The organism is Cupriavidus sp. 01T418 (genome assembly GCF_056398885.1).
The window spans coordinates 55,212-70,957 of sequence record NZ_JBFTQG010000017.1 but is presented as its reverse complement, the minus strand read 5'-3'; the positions used below and the strand labels follow the sequence as shown (position 1 = coordinate 70,957).

At 65.6% G+C, this 15,746-nt stretch carries 14 protein-coding genes; 6 read left to right on the top strand and 8 right to left on the bottom strand.

Annotated elements, in window-relative coordinates; all coding sequences use genetic code 11:
* Positions 1-64: 64 nt before the first annotated feature.
* The 4 genes from AC1DQ3_RS18185 to AC1DQ3_RS18170 all read right to left on the bottom strand — a co-directional run bounded on the left by AC1DQ3_RS18185 (position 65) and on the right by AC1DQ3_RS18170 (position 3,401).
* The gene (locus tag AC1DQ3_RS18185) at positions 65-1,045 is read right to left on the bottom strand and encodes a beta-ketoacyl-ACP synthase III (protein ID WP_477121555.1); all 981 of its coding nucleotides are present in this window, start codon (positions 1,043-1,045) and stop codon (positions 65-67) included.
* A 59-nt stretch (positions 1,046-1,104) separates the two neighbouring features.
* Positions 1,105-2,181, bottom strand: coding sequence for a phosphate acyltransferase PlsX (gene plsX, locus AC1DQ3_RS18180; RefSeq protein WP_477121554.1), 1,077 nt, complete (start codon positions 2,179-2,181; stop codon positions 1,105-1,107).
* Between the two features lie 323 nt (positions 2,182-2,504).
* Entirely contained in the window at positions 2,505-2,684 is a 180-nt protein-coding gene (rpmF, locus tag AC1DQ3_RS18175) for a 50S ribosomal protein L32 (protein ID WP_045235589.1), read from the bottom strand.
* Positions 2,685-2,804: 120 nt separating this feature from the next.
* A complete protein-coding gene (locus AC1DQ3_RS18170; RefSeq protein WP_477121553.1) occupies positions 2,805-3,401 on the bottom strand; it encodes a DUF177 domain-containing protein in 597 nt (198 codons plus the stop codon).
* A 233-nt stretch (positions 3,402-3,634) separates the two neighbouring features.
* Here AC1DQ3_RS18170 and AC1DQ3_RS18165 point away from each other — a divergent pair, with 233 nt between their 5' ends.
* Complete coding sequence (locus tag AC1DQ3_RS18165) at positions 3,635-4,234, top strand: Maf-like protein (RefSeq protein WP_477121552.1); 600 nt, start codon at positions 3,635-3,637, stop codon at positions 4,232-4,234.
* 57 nt (positions 4,235-4,291) lie between these two features.
* Positions 4,292-5,023, top strand: a complete 732-nt coding sequence (locus AC1DQ3_RS18160; RefSeq protein ID WP_477121551.1) for an SAM-dependent methyltransferase — start codon at positions 4,292-4,294, stop codon at positions 5,021-5,023.
* Between the two features lie 58 nt (positions 5,024-5,081).
* Here AC1DQ3_RS18160 and AC1DQ3_RS18155 read toward each other — a convergent pair whose 3' ends face one another.
* From AC1DQ3_RS18155 to AC1DQ3_RS18140, 4 genes are read right to left on the bottom strand one after another with little or no spacing between them, the layout of a single operon-like run.
* Positions 5,082-6,239 (bottom strand): S49 family peptidase, encoded by a 1,158-nt coding sequence (locus tag AC1DQ3_RS18155; protein ID WP_477121550.1) that lies wholly within the window; start codon positions 6,237-6,239, stop codon positions 5,082-5,084.
* On the bottom strand, positions 6,236-6,655 hold the full coding sequence (locus AC1DQ3_RS18150; protein WP_477121549.1) for a Rieske (2Fe-2S) protein: 420 nt from the start codon (positions 6,653-6,655) through the stop codon (positions 6,236-6,238). The genes AC1DQ3_RS18155 and AC1DQ3_RS18150 overlap by 4 nt, the downstream gene beginning before the upstream one ends.
* Positions 6,648-7,307, bottom strand: a complete 660-nt coding sequence (locus AC1DQ3_RS18145) for an HAD-IA family hydrolase (protein WP_477121548.1) — start codon at positions 7,305-7,307, stop codon at positions 6,648-6,650. Before AC1DQ3_RS18145 ends, AC1DQ3_RS18150 begins: the two co-directional genes overlap by 8 nt.
* Before the next feature lie 25 nt (positions 7,308-7,332).
* Positions 7,333-8,334 (bottom strand): RluA family pseudouridine synthase, encoded by a 1,002-nt coding sequence (locus AC1DQ3_RS18140; protein ID WP_477121547.1) that lies wholly within the window; start codon positions 8,332-8,334, stop codon positions 7,333-7,335.
* Between the two features lie 766 nt (positions 8,335-9,100).
* Here AC1DQ3_RS18140 and AC1DQ3_RS18135 point away from each other — a divergent pair.
* The 4 genes from AC1DQ3_RS18135 (at position 9,101) to moeA (ending at position 15,596) form a co-directional block, all read left to right on the top strand.
* A complete protein-coding gene (locus AC1DQ3_RS18135) occupies positions 9,101-12,253 on the top strand; it encodes an Rne/Rng family ribonuclease (RefSeq protein WP_477121546.1) in 3,153 nt (1,050 codons plus the stop codon).
* A 255-nt stretch (positions 12,254-12,508) separates the two neighbouring features.
* Positions 12,509-13,633: a GTP 3',8-cyclase MoaA gene (gene moaA / locus AC1DQ3_RS18130; RefSeq protein WP_477121545.1), complete on the top strand. Its 1,125-nt coding sequence runs from the start codon at positions 12,509-12,511 to the stop codon at positions 13,631-13,633.
* A 50-nt stretch (positions 13,634-13,683) separates the two neighbouring features.
* Complete coding sequence (gene mobA / locus AC1DQ3_RS18125) at positions 13,684-14,283, top strand: molybdenum cofactor guanylyltransferase MobA (protein ID WP_477121544.1); 600 nt, start codon at positions 13,684-13,686, stop codon at positions 14,281-14,283.
* A gap of 35 nt (positions 14,284-14,318) precedes the next feature.
* Entirely contained in the window at positions 14,319-15,596 is a 1,278-nt protein-coding gene (gene moeA, locus AC1DQ3_RS18120) for a molybdopterin molybdotransferase MoeA (protein WP_477121543.1), read from the top strand.
* Positions 15,597-15,746 lie beyond the last annotated feature (150 nt).

The window sequence follows — 15,746 nt, the reverse complement described above, 5'->3', positions numbered from 1 at the left end:
AATCGTAAAGATGAATACCGCAAGCCCGGCGTGACGGCACAAGACCGTGGCGCCGGCCCGAATTTTACATGCGCAGCAGTACCGCGCCCCAGGTGAAGCCCCCGCCCACGCCTTCCATCAGCACATGGTCGCCTGCCTTGACGCGGCCATCGCGCACCGCCACATCGAGCGCCAGGGGGATCGAGGCGGCCGAGGTATTGCCGTGCTCGTGCACCGTCGCCACCATGCGCTCCGCCGGCAGGCCGAGCTTGCGGGCGGTGCTTTGCATGATGCGGATATTGGCCTGGTGCGGGATCAGCCAGTCGACCTTTTCGGCCGGGAACTGCGCACCCGCGAGCGCTTCGCGCGCCACCTTGTCGAGCACGGTGACCGCCAGCTTGAACACCGCCTGGCCGTCCATATGCAGGAAAGGGTTGCCCGTGATATTGCCGCCCGAAACATTGCCCGGCACGCACAGGATATCCACGTGGTTGCCGTCGGAGTGCATGGCCGACGACAGGATGCCGGGTTCCTCGGAGGCCGACAGCACGACCGCGCCGGCACCGTCGCCGAACAGCACGCAGGTGGTGCGATCGTTGAAGTCGAGGATGCGCGAGAACACTTCCGACCCGATCACCAGCGCATTGCGGTGCGAACCGCTTCGGATGAATTTCTCGGCGGTGGCCAACGCGTAGACAAAGCCGGAGCAGACCGCCTGCAGGTCGAACGCCGCGCAGTTGTTGGTGATGCCAAGCTTCTGCTGCACCAGGCAGGCGGTGCTGGGAAAGACGAAATCAGGCGTGGACGTGGCAACGATGATCAGGTCGATGCTCTGGCGGTCGATGCCCGATGCCTCCAGTGCGCGCTCTGCCGCCTTGACGGCCAGGTCGCTGCTGGTGACATCCGGTTCGGCCCAGTGGCGGGCCGAGATGCCACTGCGCGAAAAAATCCATTCGTCGCTGGTCTCGATGCCCTTCTCAGCCAGTTGCACCGCGAGATCGTGGTTGGTGACGCGCCGCGGAGGCAAATAGCTCCCGGTTCCGGTGATTTTTGCGTAGCTTGTCATGTAATGTCGGATCGATCGTGTGGCCACGGGTCATTGCCCGCGGCATCTACATCAAGACCTCAGGCGGCGTGCGGGCTTGGACTGGAATCCTGGGCGCCTGACTGCGGGCCGGTAGCAGGAGTGCTGTTACCTGACTTATTGGCGAAAGCCTGAATGGTGCGTTCGATAACACCGTTCCTGGCCGCATCATACCCGCGTTTGATAGCCCACTCAAAAGCGTGCGCGTCGGCGGAGCCGTGGCTTTTGATGACCAGCCCGCGCAGGCCCAGCAGGGAAGCGCCGTTATAGCGAGCCGGGTCCAGCCGCCGGGACAGCCGCTTGAGCACCGGCAAGGCGAGGACCGCCAGCAGCCTGGTGAACCACGAACGCGTGAATTCTTCCCTGATCATGTTGGCGATCATCTTGGCCAGTCCTTCGCTGCTCTTCAGCGCGACGTTGCCGACGAAGCCATCGCATACCACGATGTCGGTTGTGCCCTTGAAGATGTCGTTGCCTTCCACGTTGCCGTAGAAGTTGAGCTCGGAAGCGCGCAGCAGTTCGCCGGCGCGCTTCACCACATCGTTGCCCTTGATCACTTCCTCGCCGATGTTCAGCAGGCCGACGCTGGGGCGCTCCTTGTGGTCCACCACCGCTACCATGGCCTCCGCCATGCGCGCGAACTGCAGCAGGTGCTCGGGCTCGCAGTCGGCATTGGCGCCGAGATCGAGCACCGTGGTGCCCCAGCCCTGCTCGTTGGGAATGGTGGTGGCGATCGCCGGCCGCTCGATGCCCTCGAGCGTCTTGAGCACATAGCGCGACACCGCCATCAGCGCCCCGGTGTTGCCCGCCGAAATGCAAGCGCCCGCCAGCCCCTCTTTCACCTGAGTCACAGCCACGCGCATGGAAGAATCCTTCTTCCTGCGCAGTGCCACCTCGACCGGGTCATCCATGGTGATGACTTCGGTCGCGGTCACGATGCTCACGCGGGGATGGTCGAGCGCGTGCAGCTTCCTGAGCTGCGGCTCGATGCTTTCGCGCAAGCCGACCAGCACCACTTCGGCGTCGCCATGGCTGGAGAGAAAACTGATCGCCGCCGGCACCGTCACGGAGACCCCGTGATCGCCACCCATGCAGTCGATAGCTAGTTTGATCGTCATTGTTTCCTGGTGCAGAAGCGCTTGTCGGCGTGACTGGAGGACCCGGCTCCCAGGGCGGTCGGGGCTGACCCCGACCGGCCGGTGGCAACCTGACGGCACTCCCGGAGCGCTCGACGACGGAATCCGGCGCCCCTCTTGCCGCCACGCATGGCCTGCGGCCATGCACTGGGCTTGAGCAAGCGACGCAAACCGGCCTGACGGAAGCCTGCGCTACGGTTTGCGCTGCAAGCGCGCAACAAAAAAGCGGCAACGATTTTGCCGCTTTTCTGTTTTTGACCTACCAACGTGCGCGTACGAGACGCAAAGTCACGCCGAACGATCTGTCAGTCGTTCTTGGTCTTGATGACCTTGCGGCCACGATAGTAGCCGTTCGGGCTCACGTGGTGACGCAGGTGGGTCTCGCCCGTGGTCGGCTCCACTGCCAGCGCTGCCGCCGTCAGGTGGTCGTGCGAGCGATGCATGCCGCGCTTGGAGGGCGACTTCTTGTTCTGTTGAACTGCCATGATGACTCCTTCGAGAATTTTTCAATGGTAACACACGCATCCCGCACGAGGCGTAGCCGGGCCCGGCCGGATGCTGATCCTGGTGCCTTGAAACCGCTGCCAGATGCCGGTGAACCGGCTTCAGTGCTTAGTTTTCAGGCCGGCCAGCGCCGCGAAGGGCGAAGGCCGTTTTTCTTCTTCCGGCAAAACCTCGGGTTCGGGTTCCGCCTGTCCGTCCACCCCGGTCACGAGGCTCTCATGCACCGTTGGGCAAACGTCATGCTTGGGCGCCACCGGCAAGGCCAGCAGCACTTCATCTTCTATCAGCGTCAGCAGGTCGAAACGCTTGGAGCCGACGATCACATCGAGCTCGTCATCGTCCATGGGCACCGTATCGGCCTCTTCCTCGCTGGCGACCACCGCGAAGCACATGTCGGTGGCAATCGCCTGCGCGTAGATCCCCAGGCAACGCTGGCAATCCAGCCAGACCCGGCCATTCACGGCCAGATCGATGTAAAGGTGCTGCGTTGCCGGCGTACCGGGTTCGCTTGCCTCTTCCTCGACAAAGCCACTGAGCGAATAGCTGAAGACCTCGTCCGGCGCCGACACTGGCGCTTGCGCGGCGGTCTCGGCTATGATGCGCGGCAAATCGCGCGCAGCGACTTCGCCGGTGGCTTCGCCACCAGCGCGGCAAAAAGCGAAGAGATCGAGCGCGCGCAGGTCAATCGGCTGGGTCATGTCTTATGGTGCCGTCTTGCCGGGGCACCCGGTTTCGATCGATCGAATCGGTGTATACACCATCCATACACCAACACCACCGAAACGTGACCCGGGCGCCGCACAAAACCGGTAAACACACGGATTGCGCCGGCCTTGCTTGGCTAAACGCGAGATTATACGTCGATTTCGCTGTCGCGGTCAAAATTTTGGAAGCCGGTCATACGCCGCTTTCCCTTCTCGCTCAATTACTTATGTCGCAAACTTCCCGCCCCACCCTGATCCTCGGCTCCAGTTCGCCGTATCGCCGCGAATTGCTGCAGCGGCTGCGCATCCCCTTCGAGGTGGCGACCCCCGACATCGATGAAACCCCGCTGGCAGGCGAAAGCCCGGATGCCACCGCGCTGCGGCTCTCCCGCAGCAAGGCGCAGGCTATTGCTGAACGGCATCCCGGCGCCCTGGTCATCGGTTCCGACCAGGTGGCCACGCTGGACGGGAGGCAGATCGGCAAGCCTGGCTCGCACGAACAGGCCCTGGCGCAATTGCAACTGATGCGTGGCCGCACCGTCACTTTCCATTCCGCGCTATGCCTGCTTGACGGTCGCAACGGCGAGGCCCAGCTTGCGGATGTCCAGACCCGCGCGACCTTCCGCGAGCTTCCCGATCACGAACTGGAGGCCTACCTGCGCATCGAGCGCCCCTACGACGTGGCCGGCAGCGCGAAGTCCGAAGGCCTGGGCATTGCCCTGCTTTCGCACATGGAGTCGGACGATCCCACGGCGCTGGTAGGCTTGCCCCTGATTGCGCTGACGACCATGCTGCGCCAGGCCGGCTATCCCCTCTTCCTGGATTGAGGTTCTGCCTCACCCACGCTGAAGCAACACAAGAACAAGACATACGAGAACCCACGCATGAGCGGCACCCTATATCTGATCCCCAACACCTTGGGCAAGCGCGACGATACCGATCCCCTGCCGGATGTGATTCCGGCGGGCGTACAGCAAATCGCCGCGGGGCTGGATTACCTGGTGGCGGAAAATGCCAAGACGGCGCGCGCCTTCCTGAAGAAACTGGGCGAGACCTGCCCGCTGGCCAGGCCGATCCAGCAGATCGAGATTCGCGAACTCAACGTCAACACCCGCGACGGCGCCCTGGCCGACCTGCTGGCGCCGATCCGCGCGGGCCGCGATGGCGGCCTGTTATCCGAAGCCGGCGTGCCGGCGGTGGCCGATCCCGGCGCCAACCTGGTGCGGCTGGCCCATGCAAGGGGCGTGCGCGTGCGCCCGCTGGTGGGGCCCAGTTCGATCCTGCTGGCCGTGATGGCATCCGGCCTGAACGGCCAGAGCTTTGCCTTCAACGGCTACCTGCCGGTGGACGCCGCCGAGCGCGCCAAGCGCCTGCGCGAACTGGAGCAGCTTTCGCGCAAGGCGCACCAGACCCAGGTCTGGATCGAGACGCCTTACCGCAATGGCCCGCTGCTGGAAGCCATGCGCCAGCATTGCGCCGGCACCAGCTTGCTGTCGATCGCGGTGGACCTGACCCTGCCGGGAGAAACGATCGTGACGCTGCCGATTTCCGAATGGCGCCCGGAACGGCTGGACCTGAACAAGCGCCCGGCCATTTTTTCGCTGCTGGCAGCCTGAAGGCTGGGGGCGAGGCGAAAAATGGGGCATCGCCGCCCCATTTTCCGTTGCATCGCGCTCAGCGGATGGCCTGCAAGCGCGAGCCGAACAGCATGGTCTTCATCGCCGCCGTACCCACCGCCGCGCCAAAGCGCTTGGCCAACCGCTCCGCGATGTTTTCCTTGACGGTGTAGTCGACGATATCCTCGGCCTTGAAGAGATCCCGCGCCACGTAGTCCGCATTGCCCAGCCCATCGGCCAAGCCCAGTTCCACGCTGCGCTCGCCGGACCAGAACAAGCCCGAGAACATATCCGGGTCGTCCTTCAGGCGATTGCCGCGGCCTTGCTTGACCACATCGATGAACTGCTGGTGGATCTGCTTGAGCATGGTCTCGGCAAATTGCTTCTGCCGCGGCACTTGCGGCGAGAAGGGATCGAGCATGCCCTTGTTGGCGCCGGAGGTGTAAAGCCGGCGTTCGATGCCCAGCTTGTCCATCAGGCCGGTGAAGCCAAAACCATCCATCAGCACGCCGATCGAGCCGACGATACTGGCCTTGTCGACATAGATCTTGTCCGCCGCCGCCGCCACATAGTACCCGCCCGAGGCACAGATTTCCTCCACCACCACGTAGAACGGCTTGGACGGGTAGAGGGTCCGCAACCGGCGGATCTCGTCGTTGATCATGCCGGCCTGCACTGGCGAACCGCCTGGCGAATTGATCTTCAGGATGATGCCGGCCGCATTGGTATCCGCGAACGCGGCTTGCAGCGCTGCGTTGATCGACTCGGCGCTGGCCGGTGTGCCGGCTGCGATCTCGCCATCCAGCGACACCATGGCCGTATGGCGGCCGGTGGTCGTGATGCCGCCGTCGCCCTTGAAATCGAAAATGGCCAAGAAAATCAGCGCGAGCAAGGCGATGCCGACAAAGCGGAAGAAGATACGCCACCGGCGCGCGGCACGCTGCTCGCGCAAGGTCGCCATCAGCACCTTTTCCAGCACATCCCGCTCCCAGCCGGACCCGGTCGGAACCGGTCCGACGTCGCGGCCGGCCAGGCGCGCCTTGCGCTGGCTGACTTCCTTCTCCGCGGCAGCATCCCCGGCGCGCAGGTCTTGCTCCAGCGGGAAGTCCGCCTGGGAAGCGGTCTCCAGCCGATCGTCCGCCCCTGCCCCGGTAGACGCGGCCGGACCCGGCGTGGTGCCGGATTCGTCCTGAGGCGGTTTTTGCTGTTCAGTCATGCAATTGGCTCTTGATTAGGAGTAAGGGTGCCGGCAGGCTGGCCAGCAGGTACTGCGTAGGGGCTTTCCGGCAACCAGTACACGTTGCCGTCACGCTCTTCGACGCGCAGCTTGGACAGCGAAGCGCCCCGGCAAGGGCCGCCCAGGCACAGGCCACTGTCTGGTGCATAAATCGCGCCATGTGTCGCGCACATCAAGTATAGGCCCGAGGACTCGAAAAACTGTCCCTCCTGCCAGTCCAGCTCCATCGGCACATGGGCGCACTGGTTCAGGTAGCCGTGGACACCGCCCTCGAAGCGTACGACGAACGCGCCCACGGGACGGCCGCCGATGTCGACCATGAAGCGCACCCCGGCGCCGCCCTCGGCCAGGTCTTCAGTCGCGCACAAGTGGCGCATGCCGGCTGCATCAGGCATGCGTCAACAGCCAGTTTTTCAGGTCGGCGATCGAGGACGCGCAATGCAGCGGCGCCATCGCGCGCAAGGCCTCGGCCGGATGCGCCCCATAACCGACACCGATCCCCGCCGCGCCGGCATTGGCCGCCATCTGCAGATCATGCGTGGTATCGCCGATCATGACCGTGCGGGCCATATCCTGCCCCAGTTCCCGGGTCAGCTCCTGCAACATGGCCGGATGGGGCTTGGAGAAGGTTTCGTCAGCGCAGCGCGTGCCGTCGAACAGCCGCACAAGGCCGGTCGCCTCAAGGGCGCGCTGCAGGCCGACGCGGGTCTTGCCCGTGGCCACGCCGAGGAAAAAGTGCTCGGCGTGCAGCGCCTCCAGCATCTCCCGTACCCCGTCGAACAGCACCAGCTCGGCGTCGCGGGTCAGGAAGTGGAAGCGGTAACGCTCGGCCAGCTTGGGGTAGTCGGCGGGATCGAGCGTGGGCACGGCGTAGGACAGCGCATCCTTGAGCCCCAGGCCGATCACGTGGCTGGCGGCACTGTCGTCGGGCACCGGCAGCCCGAGATCGCGGCTGGCGAGCTGGATGCACTTGGCGATGGTCGGGGTGGAGTCCATCAGGGTTCCATCCCAGTCGAACACGATCAGGTCGAAACGTTGCCTTGCCATTGACATTGATATCCTCGTGGGCGCCCTAGTCGCGGGCGCGCTGGTTGCGGGCTTGCTGCAGGAACGCTTCGCACTCCGGCGGCATGGGTGCAACGACAGTGGTGATTTCACCACTTATCGGATGCGTAAACGTCAGGCTGTGCGCGTGCAGGAACATGCGCTTGAGCCCAGGATTGGCGCCGCTGCGGGCCAGCGCCTTGTTGAGGGCGAAATCGCCGTATTTCTCGTCGCCGAGGATCGGGAAGCCGGAATGCGCCAGGTGGACCCGGATCTGGTGGGTCCGCCCGGTCTTCAGCTCGGCCTCGAGCAAGGTGAAGCCAGGCATGACCTCGAGCCGGTTAAACACGGTATGCGAGGCAATGCCGTCGTCCTGCACGCGCACCCGGCGTTCGCCCTCGGGAGTGGTGTATTTATATAGCGGCAGCTTCACGTGCTGCCGGGCGTTTTCGAAGTGACCCGCCACGCACGCAAAATATCGCTTGTCCAGCGCGCTGCCGCGCATCTGTTCATGGAGGTTGACCAGCGCCGTGCGTTTCTTCGCCAGCACCAGCAGGCCGGAGGTCTCGCGGTCCAGCCGGTGTACCAGTTCGAGGAATCGGGCCTGCGGACGGGCGCGCCGCAGTTGCTCGATGACGCCGAACGCCACGCCGGACCCGCCGTGCACGGCCACGCCGGCGGGCTTGTTGATCACCAGCAGGTATTCATCCTCGAAGACCACCGGGAAGCTGGCCGGCGGGACGAACTTGCCGCCTTCAGGCGCCGGTGCCGCCACACGCATGGGCGGAATCCGCACGACATCGCCAAGCTGCAGGCGGTAGGTGGCATCGACCCGGCCCTTGTTGACGCGCACTTCCCCTGATCTCAGGATGCGGTAGACATGGCTCTTCGGCACCCCTTTCGAGAGCTTCAGGAGGAAGTTGTCGATCCGCTGCCCGTCGGCCTCGTCGCCAATGGTTACGTACGCCACCTGGGGTCCGGCCGCGGCGGGCCGCACCTCTTTTTCAATTTGATGGCGTAACTCATTCATTTTCAATATAATTTCCTCGCTGTCCCGGCCAAAGACCGGCAGCGCAAGTCAGGTGTAGACGATTCGTCGTATTTTACACTTCGGGTTGCCGCCAGCCCTGCCAGCCTCCCGCTTCTTTGCGTACCACGCGAGCGCCGGGTTGGTGAATGGCAGCAAAAACGCAGCACGCACGGTATCGCCCGCGCAGGAAGTCGCCCAAAGGCAACTTCGGCGCTGACGGCGGTCACGTGGGAATGTAGTGTTCAGGTAGAACAGAATTTGATAGCGGGTGCCCTTACGGCATCCGCTCAGGTGAGAGAAGTCCCGCCCGCACCGGGAAACGGTGCCGCCGGCATGCTTCCGACGCCGCCTGACTGGTTATACCGGCGCCCGGTCGCAGAACTCCAAGAAGTAGTAGGTGCGCCCGCCAGGAGATGTCAGGTAGCGAAGCAGCATTGCCGTGACGACAAACTTGCTCTTTGACGCGTCCAGGCCTTCCGCGGCCGGCCGCGATGCGACGGCGCCCCTTTGCGCCCGCACCGCCGCCATGCCAGCCGGAAACCCGCCGGATCGCTGCGCAGAGCAGCTTACCGGCGTTCTCTCCGACCATGCGGACGGCGCTTTCGACGTCGTTACCTCTCTTTCACCCGCGCCCAGCCGGCCGCGCCCATTTGCGCGCCGGCGCTCTCGGCAATTCTCGCGCCCTCACTCGCTCCCTCGCGTGCTCCACGGACCGCCGCGGGCACCGCATGCCGGTGCAATCCTCGGCATTGAGTGAGGTAATGCGATGAAACGCATGCTGTTTAACGCGACGCAACAGGAAGAATTGCGCGTCGCCATCGTCGACGGTCAGAAACTGATCGATATCGACATCGAAGCTGCCGGGCGCGAACAGCGCAAGGGCAACATCTACAAGGGCGTCATCACCCGCATCGAACCGTCGCTGGAGGCCTGCTTCGTCAATTACGGCGAAGAACGCCACGGCTTCCTCCCCTTCAAGGAAGTGGCGCGCGCCTTCTTCAAGGAAGGCGTGGACGTGCGCAACGCGCGCATCCAGGACGCGCTGCACGAAGGCCAGGAACTGATCGTCCAGGTGGAGAAGGAAGAGCGCGGCAACAAGGGCGCGGCGCTGACCACCTTTATCTCGCTGGCCGGCCGCTACCTGGTGCTGATGCCCAACAACCCGCGCGGGGGCGGCGTATCGCGCCGCATCGAGGGCGAGGACCGCCAGGAACTGCGCGAGACCATGGGCCAGCTGACCGTGCCCGAGGGCATGAGCATCATCGCCCGCACCGCCGGCATCGGCCGCTCGGCCGAAGAACTCCAGTGGGACCTGAACTACCTGCTGCAACTGTGGAAGGCCATCGACGGCGCCGCCGGCGACAACAAGGCCCCGCTGCTGATCTATCTCGAATCCAGCCTGGTGATTCGCGCCATTCGCGACTACTTCCAGCCGGATATCGGCGAGATCCTGATCGACACCGATGAAATCTACGAGCAGGCCCGCGCCTTCATGAGCGTGGTCATGCCCGACAACATGAACCGCGTGAAGAAGTACCGGGACGACGTCCCCCTCTTCTCGCGTTTCCAGATCGAGCACCAGATCGAGTCGGCCTACTCGCGCATGGTCATGCTGCCCTCGGGCGGCGCCATCGTGATCGACCATACCGAAGCCCTGGTGTCGGTGGACGTGAACTCGGCCCGCGCCACCAAGGGCGCCGACATCGAGGAAACCGCGCTGCGCACCAATCTCGAAGCCGCCGACGAAATCGCCCGCCAGCTGCGCCTGCGCGACCTGGGCGGCCTGATCGTGATCGACTTCATCGACATGGAAGCCAGCAAGGCCCAGAAGGACGTGGAAACGCGCCTGAAGGACGCCCTGCGCCATGACCGCGCCCGCGTGCAGATGGGCAAGATCAGCCGCTTCGGCCTGATGGAGCTGTCGCGCCAGCGCCTGCGCCCGTCGCTGTCGGAAGGCTCGCACATCACTTGCCCGCGCTGCAACGGCACCGGCCATATCCGCGACACCGAATCCTCCGCCCTGCAGGTGCTGCGCATCATCCAGGAAGAAGGGATGAAGGAAAACACCGCCGCCATCCACTGCCAGGTACCGGTGGAAGTGGCTGCGTTCCTGCTCAATGAGAAGCGCCAGGACATCAACCTGATCGAGATGCGCTTCAAGGTCAACGTGCTGCTGATCCCCAACAAGCACCTCGAGACCCCGCATTACAAGCTGGAGCGCCTGCGCCACGACGACCCGCGCCTGGAAGAAGGCACCGCCAGCTACAAGATGGCTGAAGCCGCCGCCAAGGAACTGGAAGCCGACACCAGCTACAGCAGCCGCAAGAAGGAAGACGCCAAGCCGCGCCAGGAAGCTGCCGTCAAGGGCATCACCCCGGAACAGCCGGCCCCGGTCTCGGTGCCGCGCGCCGAGCGCGCTCCGCGCCCGGAAGCAGCGGCTGCCGCACGTCCGGTGCTCGCTACCCAGCCGGTGACCGGCGGCGGATTCATGGGCTGGCTCAAGAACCTGTTCGGCGCCAAGCCGGCAGCGCCCGCTGTCGAGGCAGCCAAACCGGTGGATGCGGAACAACGCAGCGCCGAAAGCCGCCGCGAGCGCGGCCAGCGTGGTGAACGTGGCGAAGGCCGCGGCGAGCGTGGCCAGCGCGGTGAGCGTGCCGGCGAACGTGGTGGCGAGCGCCAGGGCCGCGGCCAGCGCGGCGAGCGCGCGCCCCAGGATCGTGGCGAGCGCACCGAGCGCGGGACGGAACGTGGCGAACAGCGCACCGAACGTACCGAACGCGGCGAACGTGTCGAGGCACGTGGTGAGCGTGGCGAGCGCGGAGAACGTGGCGAGCGTGGCGAGCGTGGCAACCGTGCCCCGCGCCAGGCTGCGCTGGAAGCCCAGCCGGCCCGCCAGCCCGAAGGCGCACCTGCCGAGCGTGCGGAAGGCCGTGGCGAAGGCCGCCGCGACCGTAACCAGGAACGCCGCGAGCGCCAGCGCGACCGCCAGCGTGAACGCGGCGACGCGCCGCGCGAAGGCGAAGCCAGCGAAACCCTGGCTGCCGAAGCACTTGGCACCGCGGCGGTAGCCGCAGCCGTGGCGGCCCCTGCCGTCGCGGCAGCCGTTGCCTCGCACGACGATGCTGACAACGCACGCGCCGACCTGCTGGAAGCGTCGGAAGGCAGCGAGAACGGTGAAGGCGAAGAACGCCGCCGCCGCAATCGCCGTGGCCGCAATCGCTACCGCCGCGAGCGCGACGACAGCGTCCAGGCCGTTGAAAGCGGTGAAGGCGAAGACACGGGCGAAGTCCGCGAAGTCCGCGAAAGCGCTGAAATCGCCGCCCCGGCCGTGGCCGCCGAAACCGTCGGGGTGGAATCCCCCGCCTTGAAGGTTGCCGAACCCGCTCCCGTCGCCCCGGCATACCAGCCCGTCGAGGCTGCGGTGATCACGCCGGAGCCGGCCGCGCCTGTCGCAGCACCGGCATCGGCGCCGGTCGTCGAAACGGTGGCCGAGGTGGTGGCTGAACCGGTGGCCCAAGCGCCTGTTGCAAGCCCGGTCGCCTATGAGCCCGCGGCCATCGTGGCGGAACCCATCGCGGAACCCATCACGCCCGCGCCCGCTGTCGTGGCACCGGTCGTTGAAGTGGCGGTAGCAGCATCCGCCGCCGCCCCGGTCCCCGTGCCGGTCGCAGCCCCGGTCGCTGCGGCAGCCGCCGCGCCAGTGGCCGTGGAAAGCCTGCAGCCGATGCTGGCTTCGGCTGGCCTGGAGTGGGTCAACACCGACACCAGCAAACTGCGCGCCGCGCAGGAAGCGGCCGCCAGCATCGCGCCGGCACCGCGCGTGGTGCGTGAGCGCAAACCCCTGCCGCCGCTGCCCGAGGGTCCGATGGTCATGGTCGAGACCGCCGCCGACAGCGAGCAAGCGAAGCAGGAGAAGTAAGCGATACCCTCGCGGGTTGACAGGAAAAGGACAAGGGACGGCGATGCCGTCCCTTTTTCATGCGCGGGCCGAATCGGCCGAGGCTCGCCCGCGCATTTCCTGGTTCTGCGCAGGGTGACGCCAGCGCTATCATGCTCAGCTCAGCTAGAATGACAGATAGATGGCACCCGCACGATAGTGTCCCGAACGGGCGCTGCTTGCCCCCGCGCAACCGCGCCAAAGCCGCCCGTCACTGCATTGCCACGCCCCCAGGCCATGACCGAAACCGTCATTCCCATTTTCGAACTGCGCGACCACCGCTACCGCTCGATGACGCCCAGCATCCCGGATGTGCTCACCACACCGTCCGGCCTGGTTGCCGACACGCGCGGCAGGCCGCTGCACGATTTGCGCATCTCGGTCACGGACCGCTGCAATTTCCGTTGCGTGTACTGCATGCCCAAGGAAGTGTTCGACAAGGACTACACCTTCCTGCCGCACTCCGAGTTGCTGAGCTTCGAGGAAATCGAGCGCACCGCGCGCCTGTTCGTTGCGCACGGGGTCGAAAAGATCCGCCTGACCGGCGGCGAGCCGCTGCTGCGCAAGAACATCGAGAAGCTGGTGGAGATGCTGGCGCGCATCGAGACGGTCTCGGGCAAGCCGCTCGACCTCACCCTCACCACCAATGCCTCGCTGCTGGCCCGCAAGGCGCGCGCGCTGCGCGATGCCGGGCTGTCGCGCGTGAGCGTGAGCCTGGACGCCATCGACGATGCCACCTTCCGCCGCATGAACGATGTCGACTTCGCGGTACGCGACGTGCTGGATGGCATCGAGACCGCCCAGGCTGTCGGGCTGGCGCCGATCAAGGTCAATATGGTGGTCAAGCGCGGCACCAACGACGCGGAAATCGTGCCGATGGCCGCGCATTTCCGCGGCAGCGGCATCATCGTGCGCTTTATCGAATTCATGGACGTGGGTGCCAGCAACCATTGGCAGATGAACGAAGTACTGCCCTCTGCCGAGGTGGTCCGCCGCATCGACGAAGCCTTTGCACTCGAAGCCATCCCCGCCAACTACAGTGCCGAGACGGCGGAGCGCTGGCGCTACCGCGACGGCGCCGGCGAGATCGGTGTGATCTCCAGCGTCACCCACGCCTTCTGCGGCGACTGCAGCCGCATCCGCCTGTCGACTGAAGGCCGGCTCTACCTGTGCCTGTTCGCCACCGAGGGCTACGACCTGCGCGCGCTGCTGCGTGGCGGGCACAGCGACCTGGAAATCTCCAATGCCATTGCCGGGGTCTGGCAGGGGCGCACCGATCATTACTCCGAACAGCGCACCGACCCCGCCGTGCGCCAGGCCCGCGCCGAGAAGAAGATCGAAATGTCGTATATCGGCGGTTGACGCTCAACCTCCCCCGCGGCCGTGCCGCCCAAGACTACCACCTGACTTCGATGATTTCACGCGACGACATTACCGGCCTGATCCTGGCCGGCGGCAGGGGCAGCCGAATGGGCGGCACCGACAAGGGCCTGCAGCCCTTCCGCGGCGCGCCCATGGCGATGCACACGTTGATGCGCCTGTCGCCGCAGACCGGCGGCATGCTGATCAACGCCAACCGCAACCTGGCCGCGTATGAGTCCTTCGGCGCGCCGGTTATCACCGATTCGGTACCGGACTTCGCCGGCCCCCTGGCCGGCATGCTGGCCGGGCTGGAGCAATGCCAGACAGGCTGGATGCTGAGCGCCCCCTGCGATTCGCCTTTCCTGCCGACCGACCTGGCGGCGCGCCTGGCGCGCGCCATCGACGAGCAGGGCGCGGAGATGGCTATCCCGGTTACCATCGACGCGGACGGCCGCCGGCAAACCCAGCCGGTGTTTTGCCTGATGCCGGTCTCGGCCCACGATGGCCTGCTGGCGTTCCTGAACGGCGGCGGCCGCAAGATCGAAACCTGGGCCGCCTCCCATCGCCTTGCCGAAGTGCTATTCGAAGACGCCGGCGCCTTCGCCAATATCAATACCCTGGACGAGTTGCGCACGCTGGAAGCGCGCTGAACAACCCTGCCAGGCCGCTGCCCCGGGAACGGTCCATGCCATCGCTACAATCCGTCATTTCCTGCCTGTCCGACTATGACCCCGGCGCGTTGCCGGTGGCGCACGCCAACCAGATCATCGGCGAGGTGGTCGAGCCGGTGCGCGGCACCGAGCAGGTCGCCATCCGCTCGGCACTCGACCGCGTGCTGGCCGAAGACGTGGTTTCCACGCTGGATGTGCCGGCGCACGATAACTCCGCCATGGACGGCTATGCGTTTGCCAGCAGCGAGCTGGCCGCCGGCGGCGAGATTGCGCTGACGGTAGCCGGCAGCGCCTTCGCCGGCGCGGCGTCTGAGCCACCGGTCGCACGCGGCCAGGCGGTACGCATCATGACCGGCGCCATCATGCCGGCCGGCTGCGATACCGTGATCCCCCAGGAATTCGTCGAAACGCAAGGCGGGCAGGTTCGCTTCGACGCCCACGCGGTGCGTGCCGGCGACAACCGCCGCCTGCGCGGCGAGGACCTTGCGATCGGCCAGCCGGCGCTGGCCGCCGGACGCATCCTGAAACCAGCCGATCTCGGGCTGCTCGCTTCGCTGGGCGTGGCCGAGGTCAAGGTGCGCCGCCGCCTGCGCGTGGCCTTCTTCTCCACCGGGGACGAACTCCGCTCGATCGGCGAGCCGCTCGACGCGGGCTGCGTCTATGACTCCAACCGCTATACGCTGCACGGCATGTTGCGGCGGCTGAACGTGGATCTCATCGATATGGGCGTGGTGCGCGACGATCCCGAGGCGCTCGAAGCGGCGTTTCGCAGCGCCTGCGAGAACGCCGATGCGGTCATCACCTCCGGCGGTGTGTCGGTGGGCGAGGCCGACTACACCAAGCAGATCATGGCCCGGCTCGGCGATGTGACGTTCTGGAAAATCGCCATGCGCCCCGGCCGTCCCATGGCCTTCGGCCGTATCGCCTCCCATGGCCGCGAGGCGCTCCTGTTCGGCCTGCCGGGCAATCCGGTGGCGGTGATGGTGACGTTCTATCACTTCGTGCGGGCCGCGCTGCACCGGCAAATGGGCGCGACGGTGGCGCCCCTGCCACTGATGCGTGTGCGCAGCGCGCAGGCGATCCGCAAGAAGCCCGGGCGCACGGAATATCAGCGGGGCATCGTGGCACCGGCCCCGGATGGCGGCTGGCAGGTGAGCATTACCGGCCAGCAAGGCTCGGGCGTGCTGCGCTCGATGAGCGAAGCCAATTGCTTTATCGTGCTTGGGCATGAGCAAGGCACGGTGGCATCCGGTGACGAGGTCGAGGTCATGCTGTTCGACGGGCTGATGTGAGGCCTGCCGCAGTCTGCGGGTTTCACCTTTGTGTCGTTTTTGCGCAGCAGTTTTGCCCTCGTTTAGCCAGCAGACCGGCGGTTTTCCATAGCCCGCGAGTGGCGGACTATGCGCCGCCTCCCCCATTCGATACACTTGCGCAACATTACT